The sequence below is a fragment of the Thermoanaerobacter kivui genome (genome assembly GCF_000763575.1).
GTDB lineage: Bacteria > Bacillota > Thermoanaerobacteria > Thermoanaerobacterales > Thermoanaerobacteraceae > Thermoanaerobacter > Thermoanaerobacter kivui.
Genome location: NZ_CP009170.1, coordinates 2,146,126 through 2,160,537, shown reverse-complemented (window position 1 = coordinate 2,160,537; position 14,412 = coordinate 2,146,126). Strand labels below are relative to the sequence as shown.

General features: G+C 32.4%; 12 protein-coding genes, 1 pseudogene and 2 riboswitches. Of the genes and pseudogenes, 11 read left to right on the top strand and 2 right to left on the bottom strand.

Annotated features, from left to right (window positions below; translation table 11 throughout):
- The first annotated feature begins 34 nt into the window (after positions 1-34).
- Positions 35-137: riboswitch (TPP riboswitch) on the top strand.
- 60 nt (positions 138-197) lie between these two features.
- The 10 genes from thiT to TKV_RS10975 all read left to right on the top strand — a co-directional run bounded on the left by thiT (position 198) and on the right by TKV_RS10975 (position 10,768).
- A complete protein-coding gene (gene thiT, locus TKV_RS11025; RefSeq protein WP_049685965.1) occupies positions 198-836 on the top strand; it encodes an energy-coupled thiamine transporter ThiT in 639 nt (212 codons plus the stop codon).
- A gap of 412 nt (positions 837-1,248) precedes the next feature.
- Positions 1,249-1,785 (top strand): phosphatase PAP2 family protein, encoded by a 537-nt coding sequence (locus TKV_RS11020; protein WP_049685964.1) that lies wholly within the window; start codon positions 1,249-1,251, stop codon positions 1,783-1,785.
- Between the two features lie 63 nt (positions 1,786-1,848).
- Positions 1,849-2,016: riboswitch (M-box (ykoK) riboswitch) on the top strand.
- A 364-nt stretch (positions 2,017-2,380) separates the two neighbouring features.
- Complete coding sequence (mgtA, locus tag TKV_RS11010; protein ID WP_049685962.1) at positions 2,381-5,068, top strand: magnesium-translocating P-type ATPase; 2,688 nt, start codon at positions 2,381-2,383, stop codon at positions 5,066-5,068.
- 187 nt (positions 5,069-5,255) lie between these two features.
- Positions 5,256-6,014: a LuxR C-terminal-related transcriptional regulator gene (locus tag TKV_RS11005; RefSeq protein ID WP_049685961.1), complete on the top strand. Its 759-nt coding sequence runs from the start codon at positions 5,256-5,258 to the stop codon at positions 6,012-6,014.
- Positions 6,015-6,308: 294 nt separating this feature from the next.
- Complete coding sequence (locus TKV_RS11000) at positions 6,309-7,052, top strand: hypothetical protein (protein ID WP_049685960.1); 744 nt, start codon at positions 6,309-6,311, stop codon at positions 7,050-7,052.
- Positions 7,053-7,645: 593 nt separating this feature from the next.
- Complete coding sequence (locus TKV_RS13045) at positions 7,646-8,119, top strand: hypothetical protein (protein WP_049685959.1); 474 nt, start codon at positions 7,646-7,648, stop codon at positions 8,117-8,119.
- Between the two features lie 222 nt (positions 8,120-8,341).
- Positions 8,342-8,827 carry a hypothetical protein gene (locus tag TKV_RS10990; RefSeq protein ID WP_148307272.1) on the top strand — a complete coding sequence of 162 codons (486 nt, stop codon included), beginning with the start codon at positions 8,342-8,344 and terminating at the stop codon, positions 8,825-8,827.
- A gap of 35 nt (positions 8,828-8,862) precedes the next feature.
- Positions 8,863-9,495 (top strand): hypothetical protein, encoded by a 633-nt coding sequence (locus tag TKV_RS10985; protein WP_049685957.1) that lies wholly within the window; start codon positions 8,863-8,865, stop codon positions 9,493-9,495.
- A 77-nt stretch (positions 9,496-9,572) separates the two neighbouring features.
- Positions 9,573-9,998 carry a hypothetical protein gene (locus TKV_RS10980; protein ID WP_049685956.1) on the top strand — a complete coding sequence of 142 codons (426 nt, stop codon included), beginning with the start codon at positions 9,573-9,575 and terminating at the stop codon, positions 9,996-9,998.
- A 488-nt stretch (positions 9,999-10,486) separates the two neighbouring features.
- A complete protein-coding gene (locus TKV_RS10975; protein WP_049685955.1) occupies positions 10,487-10,768 on the top strand; it encodes a hypothetical protein in 282 nt (93 codons plus the stop codon).
- 200 nt (positions 10,769-10,968) lie between these two features.
- On the opposite strand, the gene TKV_RS10970 is transcribed toward TKV_RS10975, so the two are convergent.
- Positions 10,969-12,121 (bottom strand): IS3 family transposase gene (locus TKV_RS10970; protein WP_394213989.1). Its coding sequence is split into 2 segments (ribosomal slippage): positions 10,969-11,851 and positions 11,850-12,121, totalling 1,155 coding nucleotides; the frame shifts between segments, so codons are not numbered across the junction.
- Between the two features lie 95 nt (positions 12,122-12,216).
- On the opposite strand from TKV_RS10970, the gene TKV_RS10960 reads away from it, so the two are divergent.
- Positions 12,217-12,684, top strand: coding sequence for a hypothetical protein (locus TKV_RS10960; protein WP_236617262.1), 468 nt, complete (start codon positions 12,217-12,219; stop codon positions 12,682-12,684).
- Positions 12,685-12,861: 177 nt separating this feature from the next.
- Here the strand turns inward: TKV_RS10960 and TKV_RS14005 are convergent.
- Positions 12,862-14,282, bottom strand: a pseudogene (locus TKV_RS14005) (transposase).
- Positions 14,283-14,412: the final 130 nt, after the last annotated feature.

Genomic DNA, 14,412 nt, shown 5'->3' with positions numbered 1-14,412 from the left:
ATGATAAAGTTAAAGTGAAAACAAAATAGGTGGTTATGTCCGCTGGGGGAGCCTTAATGGCTGAGATGGCTTTTAAGCCAAACCCTTGGAACCTGACGAGGGTAATGCCTACGTAGGGAATGCGGCTTAAAAATACCGCATTCGCGGTATTTTTTTTCAGCGAACATAGCTTCACTAACTGGAGGTGTTTTTTTATTATGTCTTACATTATAAGTATATTTTCTGATTTTGCTAAAATAAAACCGGTGACATTGTCGATTATATTGGCAATTTTGCTGGCAGCTTTTCTTCTATATCTAATGAGGAAAAGTGTTAAGTTTGACACAAAAATGTTGGTATATGGGGCACTTTCAATTGCTATTTCTTTTGTGCTGTCATATATAAGGTTTTACCATTGGCCACAGGGTGGTTCCATAACGCCTGCCAGCATGCTTCCACTTTTTATATTTGCGTATTATTATGGACCAGGTCCTGGCGTCATTGTTGGTATGGCATATGGACTTTTGCAACTTATTCAAGACCCCTTTATAGTCCAATGGGTGCAAGTACTTCTCGACTATCCTTTGGCTTTTGGTGCATTAGGACTTGCTGGCTTTTTTAGAAAAAACCTGAGTTTGGGAATTTTAGTCGGTGGATTTGGACGATTTTTCTCTCACTTTTTATCCGGAGTATTCTTTTTTGCAAGCTATGCGCCAAAAGGAATGAGTCCTATAGTTTATTCACTTTTAGTTAATGGAAGCATAATAGGTGTAGAAGTGGCAATATGTTTTGCAGTTTCACTAATTCCTCAAGTTAGAAATGCTATCGAGGAAATTAAAAAGAAAGCAATTGCTTAAAGGGGTATTTCCCCTTTTTTATTTTTTCAATGGATAGCCAAAATAATGGTATAATATTTTGTAAGAAAAAATTTAATATAAAATTAACATCCCTATAATGTTTTTTTAATGTTATCATAAGATAATTTAATCAAAGGTTATGGGAAAGCCCATGGATAAATAGGAACAGGCCATAAAAGAGTAGCAAAGGCTGTTGAAAAAGCTTTTGAAAAGTACGATAATGTATATATAAAGAATATAAAATTTAAAATCAAGAGAATTGTTGTTTGAAGACCTTGATAAACTTAAGTAAATTAAAAAAGAATGGAAGAATTGGTTTATAAAAATTCCGCTGATAGAGTGTGTGAAATTGTGCGGAAAAATTTCGATAAAAGCATTAGTGAAATGAGATTGTAGGGAGGGGATTTTGCTGATGCAAATAAAAAGAGTGCTTCTTGACAAAGACAAAAACATTTTTTTCTATATAAACGAAAGAATAAAATGTAATATATTGGACAAAATAATGCCCAAAATAACTCATATAGGCGGTCCTTTCTTTACAATATTTTCTTGCTTATTTTTAGTATTTTTCGGAAAAAACAATGTGAAAGCCTCTGCTTTAGAAGCTTTAACCGCGCTTGTAAGCAGTCATTTGTTTGTTCAACTCTTAAAAAGAAAATACACAAGACCAAGGCCTTATATGGTATTGGCTAATACAAATACTTTTAAATATCTTTTAAAAGATTATTCTTTTCCTTCAGGTCATGCTACTGCCAGTTTTTCACTTGCTATGACTTTTTCGATGTTTTTTCCAAGCCTTGCAGTGTTCTTTATTTCGCTGGCAGTACTTGTAGGGATTTCAAGGATATACATTGGACTGCATTATCCTTCAGATGTATTAATGGGCTCAACGATAGGTATTACTTTTTCTTATCTAACCCATTTTATAGGTACAAAGTTGTTTTTGTAAAAAATTTTTCAAAATAGATTGACAGATTGTAAATAGAAGAATATAATGTAGAAGGGCACAAGTTAATACAATCGTTAGGTGAGGCTCCTATACAGATACACGCTGCTGCCCGGAAACATCGAGAGATGCTAACGGGTCAACAAGTATTACCGAATTAAGGTTTTACTTAATGCAGCTGGAGAGTCTTCCAAAGCTGTATAGTGCCAAAGCTCAACGAATTGAAATGTTTAAAAACCTCTTTCATTCGTTGAGAGGTTTTTTAATTTGCAAAAAAATGGAGGTGAGAAGAATGGACGGTGGAGGTAGTAGTAAAAGCCACAAAGGTATATGTAATATGACATTGAAGAAGGATGGGCATAGTTTCGGGCCACGTCCATTCTTCTCACAGGTGGCCTTTTTTATAAATTTTGTTCTTGGTAGGAGTGCCCATTTATCCCTTCTTTTGATGTCCTATTACATATACCTCCAAAACTATTCCTTTTAATTCCATCGTCTAAATACGAAAGTTTTTCACAAAAAAACAAATACTGTAATTGTAGGGTTGCAAAAGACTCAGCAGCCTTAGTCTATTATTGTGCTTTGGAGGTGTATGGGAATGATCAAAATCGCAAAGAAAAATGGCTTCACAGATATGATACTTTCTCAATTAATTGAGTTTGCCAGAAAAGATGTTGATGAAATTTTGGCACAATTAGGTACAGATATAGAAGGGCTGACTTCTGAGGAAGCAGAAGATAGGCTTGAAATGTATGGGTTAAATGAGGTAGCTCATGAAAAACCGGATCCTTGGTATATTCAATTGATTAAAGCATTTATAAATCCTTTCATAGGCATATTGGTATTTTTGGCAATTGTGTCATATATAACTGATGTGCTTTTTACTGCACCTCAAGACAGGGATTGGAGCACTATAATTATTATTTCTATAATGGTAACGGTTAGTGGGCTACTTCGTTTTATTCAAGAGTACCGTTCTAATGTAGAAGCTGAAAAACTAAAAGCTCTTGTCCACACAACTGCTGCAGTTATTCGCAAAGATACAGGTGAGAGAGAAATAAAAATGGAAGAAATAGTACCTGGTGATATAATACATTTGGCAGCAGGAGATATGGTACCTGCAGATGTTAGGGTTATTACTTCCAAGGACTTATTCATAAACCAAGCGACCTTGTCAGGAGAATCTGAACCAGTTGAGAAATATCCGGATTTAAAAGAAGAAAAAAGGAAAGCTAAGGATTTAAACCTCTCAGACTTAGAAAATATATGCTTTATGGGTACCAATGTAGTAAGTGGCTCTGCTATTGCTGTAGTTCTTTCAACAGGTGACCGTACTTATTTTGGTTCAATGGCAAAGTCCCTTGTAGGGCATAGGGCAATGACAAGTTTTGAAAAGGGTATTAACAATGTCAGCAAAGTGCTTATCAAGTTTATGGCAGTTATGTTTCCAATTGTTTTTGTGATAAATGGCCTTACAAAGGGTAATTGGTTGGATGCATTGCTTTTTGCCTTGGCTGTAGCTGTTGGACTTACTCCCGAAATGCTTCCAATGATAGTCACTACAAACCTTGCTAAAGGTGCTGTGACAATGGCAAAACATAAGACAATTGTCAAGAGATTAGATGCTATTCAAAATTTCGGAGCAATGGATATACTTTGTACTGATAAGACTGGCACTTTGACATTAAACAAAATAGTTGTAGAAAAACATCTTGATATACATGGAAATGAAGATGACAGAGTTTTAAGACATGCATATCTTAACAGTTATTATCAAACAGGTCTAAGGAACTTGATGGATGTAGCTATTTTAGAGTATGGAGTTGAAAAGGGCTTTAATGGTTTAGATAAAATATACAAAAAAGTTGATGAGATACCCTTTGATTTTGTAAGGCGAAGAATGTCTGTAGTTTTAGAGAGCGAAGGTGGGAAAAGGCAGCTTGTAACGAAAGGCGCCGTTGAAGAAGTGCTTTCCATCTGCGAATACGCTGAGTACAAAGGTGAAGTTGTTCCTTTGACAGATGAAATACGCCAAGAAGTAAGAGAAATGGTAAGAAAATTAAATGAAGACGGAATGAGGGTGCTTGCCGTAGCTCAAAAAAATGATGTTCCACCAGAGGGAGTTTTCAGTGTGGCGGATGAAAGTAAGATGGTTCTCATGGGTTATATAGGTTTTCTAGACCCGCCAAAAGAATCTGCACCTTATGCGATAAAAGCCTTAAAAGAACATGGAGTAGATGTAAAAATTCTTACTGGTGACAATGAAATAGTGACAAAGAAAATCTGTAAAGAAGTGGGGATTGCTGTAGAGAATATTCTATTAGGAAATGAAATAGAGAATATGACAGATGAAGAATTAGCAGAAGTAGCAGAAAAGACGACAATTTTTGCAAAACTTTCTCCTATGCAAAAATCGAGAATAATAAAGGCACTTCAGAGCAAAGGCCACATTGTTGGATATATGGGGGACGGTATCAATGATGCGTCTGCACTAAGAGAAGCCGATGTTGGAATTTCTGTTGACTCTGCAGTAGATATTGCAAAAGAGTCAGCAGATATAATACTTTTAGAAAAAAGTCTTACGGTATTAGAAGAGGGAGTTGTAGAAGGACGCAGAATTTTTGGAAATATTATGAAATACATTGCAATTACATCGAGTTCTAATTTTGGTAATGTATTTTCAGTTTTAGTAGCAAGTGCATTCTTGCCTTTTTTGCCAATGCAGCCATTGCAACTTCTTTTCCTTAATTTAACTTATGATTTGTCAATGACATCAGTGCCTTGGGATACAATGGATAAAGAGTATATACAAAAGCCAAGAAAATGGGATGCTGCAAATATAGGCAATTTCATGGTATGGTTTGGACCTACTAGTTCAATTTTTGATATAACCACTTATGCTTTGATGTTTTTTGTAATTGGTCCGTTGGTTATAGGTGGTTCTTACTTCTTGTTGCCTGAAGCACTTAAACTCCAATTTGTTTCACTTTTCCAAACAGGCTGGTTTGTAGAAAGCTTATGGACGCAAACAATGGTAGTTCACATGCTTAGGACCGAGAAGATTCCTTTTATACAAAGCATTGCTTCATGGCCACTATTACTTTTTACCTCAGCAGCTGTTACAGTAGGAACGATTGTGCCATTTACTTCTTTTGGAGTTAAACTTGGGATGACGCCTCTACCAGCAATATACTTCTTGTTCTTGGCAGCTACGCTTCTTGCATACTTGACTTTGGCGCAATACGTTAAAACGAGATTTGTAAAAAAATTTGGAAGTTTGCTGTAACATTTTTTAGACAACGGATACAGACAAGTAGAAATATATAAAAACATGAGCAGGAGAAATCCTGCTCTTTTTAATACAACACATTAGAAGATTGAAATATTACAACAATGTTACAAAATATAAAATTTTGGTAAACAAAGGAGGGATTTATATTAATATGTAGAAGTAGTAAAATAGGAGGGATAATATGGGGGAGGTCATAAGATTTGATACACATAAGGGTCTATTTGAACAGTCGTGGGGGAGATGTTTAAAAAGGGGCTTAACACCGGATAAAAAGTTAGTAGCGTTGAATAATGTAAAAATTGTTGAAGATAGCAAAAGGTATTCATTAATTAAAGCTTTTCGCAAAAGCATTAAAGATTTGAAAGATATTAATGATTTTAGAAACTTTATATTTTTGTTAACTGATAAAGAAGGTGTAATACTGGAATTAAACTTACCCCATGTCGATATCGATTTTTACTTAAAAAAGGGTATGGTATTAAAAAAAGAAATTGCAGGTACAAATGCAGTATCACTGGCGATAAGAGAGAAGAATATAGCGGTTGTGAGAAAAGAACAGCACTATATTGAAGATTTAAAAAGGTTAAATTGTACTGCTGGGCCTATTTTTGATAAAGAAGGAAATTTGATAGGGATAGTAGACATATCTTCTGAAAATGAGTTTAATGATAATTTAGTCGCAGTAGTATTTTTAATAGCAAGATATATAGAAAGAAATTACCAGGAATTTGAGATGGAAAGAATAAAGAAAAAATTTGACGAAATAGATACAAAGATACTCAAGCTTACGGCAGAAGGGAAAACAGATAAAGAAATTGCAAAAACAATTAATATGTCACTAAGCAATATAAAGTATCATAAAAGGAAAATTTTCAAACTATTAGGAACAAAAAATGTAAAGGATTGTATATACAAGGCAACAAAGTTAGATTTAATATAAGTTTTTATTGTTTTTACATCACTAAATAAGGGACAAAAAATGTTAGATTGTATTTTAGTACAAATTTTAAAGGAGGAAAATCCAGTTTTTATACTAAAGTACAAAAGTAAGGGCTATTTTAGTGGAAATTTATACTTTTGGTCAATTGACAAGATGCTGGAAATAAGATACCATGGATATAGAAGGAACTATCGGTAGTCCTTAGAATTATTAGGAAAGGAGTTGAAAGTGTTAGAAAAAGAGAATATATTTTAGATAATAACATGTTAAAAAATAATACAGGTGGTGTTAATAATGGTAAAAAAGTCTTTAAATATTAAAAAGTTAATTTTATTGTTTGCAATTGCATTGTTTCTTTCAATTTCAACTTTGAGTCCAGCCTCTGCTACCGATTTAAAAATTTCGAATTTAAACAATAAAAAATTAATGGTTAATTCACCCCAAGAATATGAATCTTATTTAATCCAAAAAGCCAATAATAGTAATAGTGAAGAAAAAAATGCTATTATAAATGCGCTATATAAATACAAATCTTTAACAAAAGATAAGCAAGAAAAATTCATTGAAATAATTAATAATAAAGAACTAATGAGGGATGTGTTTAAAGCATTAGGAGATAGCGAAAAAGAAACCTTTTTAGCTGGTGATATAGTAGTTGATAATAGTATTGATAAATTACTAGATAAAAGAGATTATACAATTTCTAGTTCATCAATTGAACTGACTACTGCAACATATAAACGCTGGGTAGAAGTATTTGGAATAACCGTATTTGAAACAACCTCATGGGTTAAGTATGAACATGATAATTATTCGATATTAAGTATAGTTGGATATGATCATGTTGTATCAAGAAATTTATTAGCTCCAGCCTGGTCGTATTCGTGGAGTGGAAAAACTGCTTGGATTTTTGGGGATAAAGCATATTCTACTGCAGATTTAACTATGATAGATTTAGGAATTCCAATCCAGACTGTTCAAGTTGGAGTGTGGGGTGATATTTACAACAATGCTGGAGGATGGGTAAATAAATTATAAAATATTTAAAAGTATTAATTCGCGTGGTGAAGATTAATTTTTCAGAACATTAACTTTTCAAGACGAATAATTAAAGGATTCTGGACATTTAAAGTTTCAGTTTAAATATTTTTGGATGTTGTTTTTATAAATTACTGCATATTACAAAGTTAACGCTTTGTAATATGCAGTAGCATTAATTTTGTAAACTGTATTTATTGCCGTTAAGTAATCAGATTTTTATTAGAGAGGAGATATTAAACCATGTTTAAAAGATTTAATAAATTAAGTAGTAAATCAAAACGAATAATAGGGATAATTATGGGGCTGATAGTAAGTTGTGTTGTAATATTTGTAATTATACTAGAACTCATAAGGATATATGCTGGATAAAGTATGACAAAAGACAAGGGGAGGTTCATCTGTCTGGATTTTAAGCAAAAATATCCACATCCACTGGAAGAAATATAAAAGGGACAAGTAAGAATAACTCGAAACAGTGTCAGGAAATTCCTGCTCTTTTATTTTTTTCTTTAAATGTTGCATTATAAAATCAAAGTATTACAACAATGTTACATAAATATTACAATTTAGTAAAAAGAGGATATTTAGAGATGGATAATGTTTTTAATAATTGTAGCATAGAAATAACCAATAATAAAATTTTTGGTTATTTTGAGCTGAGCAGTATTTATGTTTCTTTTTCAGCTGAATACAAAAGTAGTATCATACACCAGAAATCAAGTTTTTACACTTATGAGGGGGAAGCTATTATAGGGAGTGATGAAGCAACTATTTCTATAGTAATGAACAAAGATTTTATCACGGGTGTGATAGAAGGAAAGGAATTACCATTATACTTTTTGGTAACAAAAACGAATATTCCACAAGCCCAATTAAGTGAGGTTTTTCAAATTTATAATCAAGAATTAAAAAATAAGAATCTTAGCTTAGACGATCTGGTAATGGTTGAGATTTCGGAAGAAAAGGAAATACAAACTATTGGGAACAAAGAATGTGAAGGACTGCATATACAAGGCAACAAAGTTAGATTTAATATAAGTTTTTATTGTCTTACATCACTATAGGGGATAAAAATGTTAGATTGTACTTTAGTACAAATTTTAGAGGATGAAGACCTAGTTTTTGTACTAAAGTACAAAAGTAAGGGTTATTTTAATAAAAATTTATACTTTTGGTCAATTGACAAGATGCTAGAAATAAGATACCATGGATATAGAAGGAACTACCGGTAGTCCTTAGAATTAGTAAAAGGAGGGAGTTAAAAAATAATGGAAATAATGAAAAAAATGTTTTCACTTCTTATTACTTTTTCATTATTGATTGCTGTAACATTTTCTACTTCTTTTGCTATGGTATCAAATTCTAGTGATTCTAAAAATATTCAAAAGCTTGAACCAGAATATATTGCAGACTATGTTACAGTGTACCGTTCTGACTATAGAGAAATCCCTTATGCGTTGAATGTAAATGGTATTCGAGTTGGTACATTGAAACATAAGGTTTGGTATAGTTGGGAGGAGACATGGGAAATAAATGCAGTAACAGGGCAAAAAATACGTTTAGTATCAAAAACCAATCCAGTAATTAATGACGCTGTTTATTACATTCAATTAAACCTTGCAAAAGGAGCTGTGTTAAAAGAAATCCTTGCACCAGATGGTTCTTATTACAGAACACTTACACGCATAGAATATACTGAGCCTAATACAGGTTTATCTATAGTTAGAGAAGAATATCATACGACATTTAGCAGTTCTTTACCGACTTATTAATGGCACATAAAAATTAAATAGAGGGGTGGCATTTGATGAAAAGGAATATCATTATACTTTCTCTTCTATCATTCCTTTTTCTTTTTTTTATTGGGTGTGATTTTAATAATACTGATGAGGAATTGTTAAAGGAAGTAAAAGCAATAGAAGAATTGAACAACAAGTATGCGAATTGGTATTTGACTACGGACGATTATATTAAAAAAGTGAAGGAGGTTGCAAAATTTACAAAAGAATTTTATGAAAATAGATTATATGAAGGTCAGTTAATAATAACGTATGATCCAGCATGGGTTCTTTTCCCAGAAGCTATAAATATGGTAAAAGGGAAAAATACCGCCCTTTTTACGGAAGAGGAGTTAAAAAAACTTAGAGATATTATTAAACCTGCAAAAACTGAAGTAGAAGTACAAATTTCAAAAGTATACAACGAGGGTGGAAATAAATATATTTTTTCAAAGGGAAAAGCAGTAACGACTTATAAAGGATATACTATTTATAACTATTACTTACGAAAATATACTTTTGTAAAAGAAGAAAAAGAATGGAAAATAAAAAGAATAGATACAGAACTTGACGGTGGAACTCGTGTGCAAGAAAAAAAAGCTACTTTTAGAGGAGAACCTGTTGAGTTTTTGATAAAATTTAATCCGCTGCAAAGTGATTAAGCTATAGAAATTTTATACCGTAAAGATATAAAAAGTCAGAATAAGTCCTTAGAATTTATGAAGTTAATGGTGGTAAAATGAGTAAAAAAGCAAAGATTATTTTATGGGTTTTGTTAATTTATTTTTCTGCTATTTTAATTAAAAATTGGTATGATTATAGAGTAAAGACTATTGATGAAGCGATTGGGTTTAACCTTGATAGTGTTTACAAAGTAGAAATATTAAAGGACGGACAATCTAACGTAACAGAAAATGAAGAAAAAATTAAGGAACTAACCAGATGGCTAAGAGAATATAAATATAAGATGAATAGTCATTTAAAGGGGAGAGTAGATTTTTCTTATTATGCAATCAATTTTTATTGCCATGATAAAAGTGGATTTGTAGCCTTTGATGAAAAAGATAAGAAAAACATGATCATAATAAATGGATATACCTATGAAATCGTTAATGGGCCGATTGAAGATAGTTATTTGCAGCATTTTTGGCAATCTATTAAGTAAAAAATAGTAAACAAATTTTTATATTTCAGACAAATGGGAGGGTTCCCTTTGTCTGAAATATAAAAAGCCCGGACAAAAAGCACTGTCCGGGCTTTATTTATAAATTGTGAAAACAAGAGAATATCCTACGGCGAATGAAAGTAAATTAATGAAGTAATTTGACATAATAATAGAATTAAAGTAAAATGGTGCCATGGGATGAAAAATCATTATAACTATCAGAGGAATTATAAGAGCTAATAAATACCTATAATTTACTGAGTATTTGCCTTATTTTTTATTTTTATCTAAAAAATATAGAATAATCAGTAAAATTCCAAATGCGAAATAAACTATTACAAAAGTGTACATGTTGAGTTGGGGATTGTATGTGATTGATGATTTGGGATATTGCTATAGTGTTAATTGAAAATTTCCAAAAAATAAATCGGACAAGAGGAACTGTCCCCGTTGAGAAATTTTACAAAATATTTCTATGAGGGGAGATTATGAAAAGGATGAGGTATTTTTTATTGACAGTGTTAATAGTAGGGTCATTGATTTTGATGTCCTGCTCTAATGAATACGCAAATTTGGAGAAGTATCAATTCAATAAAAGTTCTGACCCCAAGTTAGTTTATGCAGATGAGAATAAAGTCATTATTAACGATGGAGAAGATATGGTTGTTGAATCGAGAGGGAATTTCTACAGGTTACCTATAAAATTAAATCTTGGGATAGAATATAATGTCCCCATCTGTCAAGACAATTTTTTCAAAAATCTAAGTTAGATTTTTTGCACCTCCTTTATTTTGATAATTTTATATAAAATGTAAGTTAGATACATAAACTGAAGTTATTTGAGTGTATAGTCTTATTACAATAGATGCATACAGCTATGTCAAGCATAAACATATCATAGTAACCACTGATGCATCAAGGCATGGAATGAAAAGCTCACCACAGGGAGCATGTTATAAATGCCACAGATTTAACCAACTTGCACAAGAATATTAGATTTTCTGTAGTAATATTCAGCAGGTGTTCTATTCTCTAATGACTGGTGTGGTCTCCTGTTGTTGTAGTATTCAATATATTCTTGTGTTATTTTTCTTAGCTGATGCCCAGTTTCGCAGTCTTCTAGGTAAAGCTTCTCCCCCTTGTAGCTCCTGAAAAATCGTTCTATACGATGATTGTCCAATGCCCTACCTTTACTATCCATAGATATTTTTATTTTATTTTCTTTCAGCAAGTTTATATAGTCTTCACAAGTAAACTGTGAACCTTGGTCACTGTTTATGATTTCTGGTGCTCCATGCCGCTTTATGGCTTTTTTGAGTGTATCAATGACGAATGTATGTTCAAGTGTACTAGACAGCCCATATCCTACAATATACCTGGAATACCAGTCTATAATAGCTACTAAATACATAAAGCCTCGCTTCATCCGACAATATGTTATATCTATTGACCATACTTGATTAGGATGATCAATGTTTAGTCCTTTTAATAAGTATGGATATAGGTATTTGCTATGCAGTCTCTTACTAAGATTTGGTCCAGGGCAAAATCCGTGTATGCCCATCTCCCGCGTGTAACGGCGAGTCCTTTTACGGTTGATAAGAATTCCATAATCCCTCCTTAGTATAGTTGTCATTCTGCGATATCCATATTCGGGATGGGCTGTATAGACCTCATCAATGATACGCTTAATCATGTATTCTTCATCGCTTGTTGGTACAGGCTTGTAATAAAGGTTTGTGCGATTAATACTTAAGAGCTCAGCCTGTCTGCTAATACTAAGCTTTTTATCACCCCTATCAATCATTTTCATGCGTTCCTCACGAGATTTAGAATTGGCCAGATTTTTTTTTAAGCCAGGCATTCTCATAAGAGAGCTGCCCTATTTGTTTCAATAATTCCTCCTTCTCCTTTTCATATGATTTTTTGACCTTTTCTAACTCGTCGGTTTCTTTGCTAAACACCTTTGCTGCATTATTGACAAATTCTGCTTTCCAGCGACTAATCATATTCGGATGTATTTCATATTCAGCAGATATTTCATTAAGCGTTTTTTCTTCTCGTAATACATCTAATACAATTTTTGCTTTTTGTTCTGGTGTAAAATTTCTTCTCTTATTCATAACTATATTCTAACTTATTTTTGACTTTTTGTCTGTCTAGTTTTCTGGTATCATTATAAGAGCAAGGGGAACCTAAATTAGTTACAAATGGGTACTTGTTATCTGTAGATGAAAATAGCAATGTATATTTTTACAGAAATATAAACATAAAAACCACGAAAATATATAAGGTGGACAAAAATGGAAGAGAAAAAGAAATAGCTTTAATTGACAAACCTAATGAATTGATAAAGAGAGGGAGTGAAGCAGTTATTTTTGTTACAGCAGCTACTGATAAACAATTTTTAGAAAACAATATAGAATTTATAAATTTGATAACGGGGAAACGCACTGCTTTATCAGGAAATCTCAACGACATGGTTTCTTTACTGTATGATAGAGGAAATATTGCAATAGTTTTTTATAGAGATGGAAGAGCGCAAATAGTTGATACGAGGACAGGGAAAATAGAGCTTATAGAAAATTTTGACAAATACGTGCTTTCAGATTTAAAAATGACATTAGGATTAAATGTTTATAAAAATTACCCTAGTACAAATTTAGGTGATTGCAAAATGAGATAAATATTAGAGTAAAAAAGTTACATTACAAGGAACAAAATAAAGAAATTACATTTTAAAGGCACACTCAAGACGGAAAAAGAGAAATGGAAGAAAGATACAAATTCAAAAAAGACAATACTTAACACACCTTTTTAATGTAAAAAGATGACAAACAAATCAAATCATAAGAACAAGTTATCAAGCCAAAAGTTTTTTCAAAGATAAAGGATGTTCAAAAGTACCAAGCTTTGCAGTAATAATTAAACCAATATGTTGAGTGATAGCCCCAAGAAAAACATCAGCTTTGATAGACCTAGTATTTATGAGTTTAAAGCTATCAACAGCGATAGAACTTTTTAAAAGAGAAATAGATTTTTCAATAATAGGGCGTTTTTCATAAAGTTTGGACCACTTTTTAGAGTTACGAGGGAAAAAAGTATTTTTTCTAAAATCAATATCAAGGGTAGTATAGAATATTCTGCCACATTTAGAAGAGGTACAGGGGTTATCACATTGAAGGATATAAGTAGTTTTACCATTTAGTCTAACTTTTTTGGACATAGGGCAAAGCCATTTAATTCTGGTAGCTCTACCTTTTTCCCGAACGATGCCATCATAGGACATTTTAAGAGAAGGGTCACGGGGGCAGGTAGGGATACCATCAGAGTTAAAAGTAGGCTGAGGTAAGTTTTTAGAATTTCGAGGGTTAATAGGGATAATAGGGATTATGCCAAGCTTTGAGAACAAGTATTTATAATTATCAAAAGAATCAAACCCAGCGTCACCTAAGAAGTATCTATAAGAGAAAATAGGATGTAAATTAAAGAATTCCTTAAGAGAAGGGATTAAAGTTTTAGAATCGTACAAATCTTTAGACTCGGCAGCAGATTTAGCAGTATTGACATTTAAAGAATCATCGTCATAGAAACTAATATGCTGAATAATGCCTAAGCCATTAGTGAGGATGGTAGCTTTGATAGAGTAACAATAATGGCCATTAATATAAGAGAATTTAGCATCAGGATTAGAGTGAGCGAACTTAGGCATTTTAGAACAAGCATAAGAGTGGGCATCAAAATCAGGATTAGATTTAGAGAACTTTTTAATATTTCTATAAAGGGAATCAAAGAACTTAGGATTATTTTTTCTCTGACATAAGGTTCAAAGCCAGTAGTATCAGCGATGAGGATATTAGAAAGTGAAGGATTAATAGCCTGACAAATAGGCTCAGTTAAATTAACAAGATTATTGAAGAAATTCTCCAAATCTTTGAGGAAAATGGATTTAAATCTAGAGAATTGAGAAGGATGAGGGACTCTTTTAAAGCCACAAAGCTCTCTTAATTCTTTAGATAGCTTAAGAACATGGACAAGGAGTTTTAAAGTAGGGATAGAGAGAATTTTTTGGATAATCAAAGCAGTGAGCATAGATTCAAGAGAAAAATCCCTATGACGCCCGAAGTGAGAATAATAATGGGCGTAAAAAGAAGGTGGAATAAGTTCAGATAAATCAATAAAGGAATCAAATAGTTTAATAAACTTGGGTTTATCTTCTTCAAAGAAGGATTGAACATCATCGTAAATATCGGAGAGAGAAAGTTGTTTAGCTTTGATTTTCATAGGATTTCCTCCATTTCTTTTTGGGATTTGGTTCTCTATATAAATTCGACAAAAGTGGAGGAATTCCTTTGAAAATATATAGCAGAATCCCTTAATCCATAAGGATTTTAGATTCTGCAAAGACCTACTA

Excerpts from the sequence above, each read along its gene's own strand:
- thiT (WP_049685965.1), top strand. The coding sequence starts at position 198 with ATGTCTTACATTATAAGTATATTTTCTGATTTTGCTAAAATAAAACCG.
- TKV_RS11020 (WP_049685964.1), top strand. The coding sequence starts at position 1,249 with ATGCAAATAAAAAGAGTGCTTCTTGACAAAGACAAAAACATTTTTTTC.
- mgtA (WP_049685962.1), top strand. The coding sequence starts at position 2,381 with ATGATCAAAATCGCAAAGAAAAATGGCTTCACAGATATGATACTTTCT.
- TKV_RS11005 (WP_049685961.1), top strand. The coding sequence starts at position 5,256 with ATGGGGGAGGTCATAAGATTTGATACACATAAGGGTCTATTTGAACAG.
- TKV_RS11000 (WP_049685960.1), top strand. The coding sequence starts at position 6,309 with ATGGTAAAAAAGTCTTTAAATATTAAAAAGTTAATTTTATTGTTTGCA.
- TKV_RS13045 (WP_049685959.1), top strand. The coding sequence starts at position 7,646 with ATGGATAATGTTTTTAATAATTGTAGCATAGAAATAACCAATAATAAA.
- TKV_RS10990 (WP_148307272.1), top strand. The coding sequence starts at position 8,342 with ATGTTTTCACTTCTTATTACTTTTTCATTATTGATTGCTGTAACATTT.
- TKV_RS10985 (WP_049685957.1), top strand. The coding sequence starts at position 8,863 with ATGAAAAGGAATATCATTATACTTTCTCTTCTATCATTCCTTTTTCTT.
- TKV_RS10980 (WP_049685956.1), top strand. The coding sequence starts at position 9,573 with ATGAGTAAAAAAGCAAAGATTATTTTATGGGTTTTGTTAATTTATTTT.
- TKV_RS10975 (WP_049685955.1), top strand. The coding sequence starts at position 10,487 with ATGAAAAGGATGAGGTATTTTTTATTGACAGTGTTAATAGTAGGGTCA.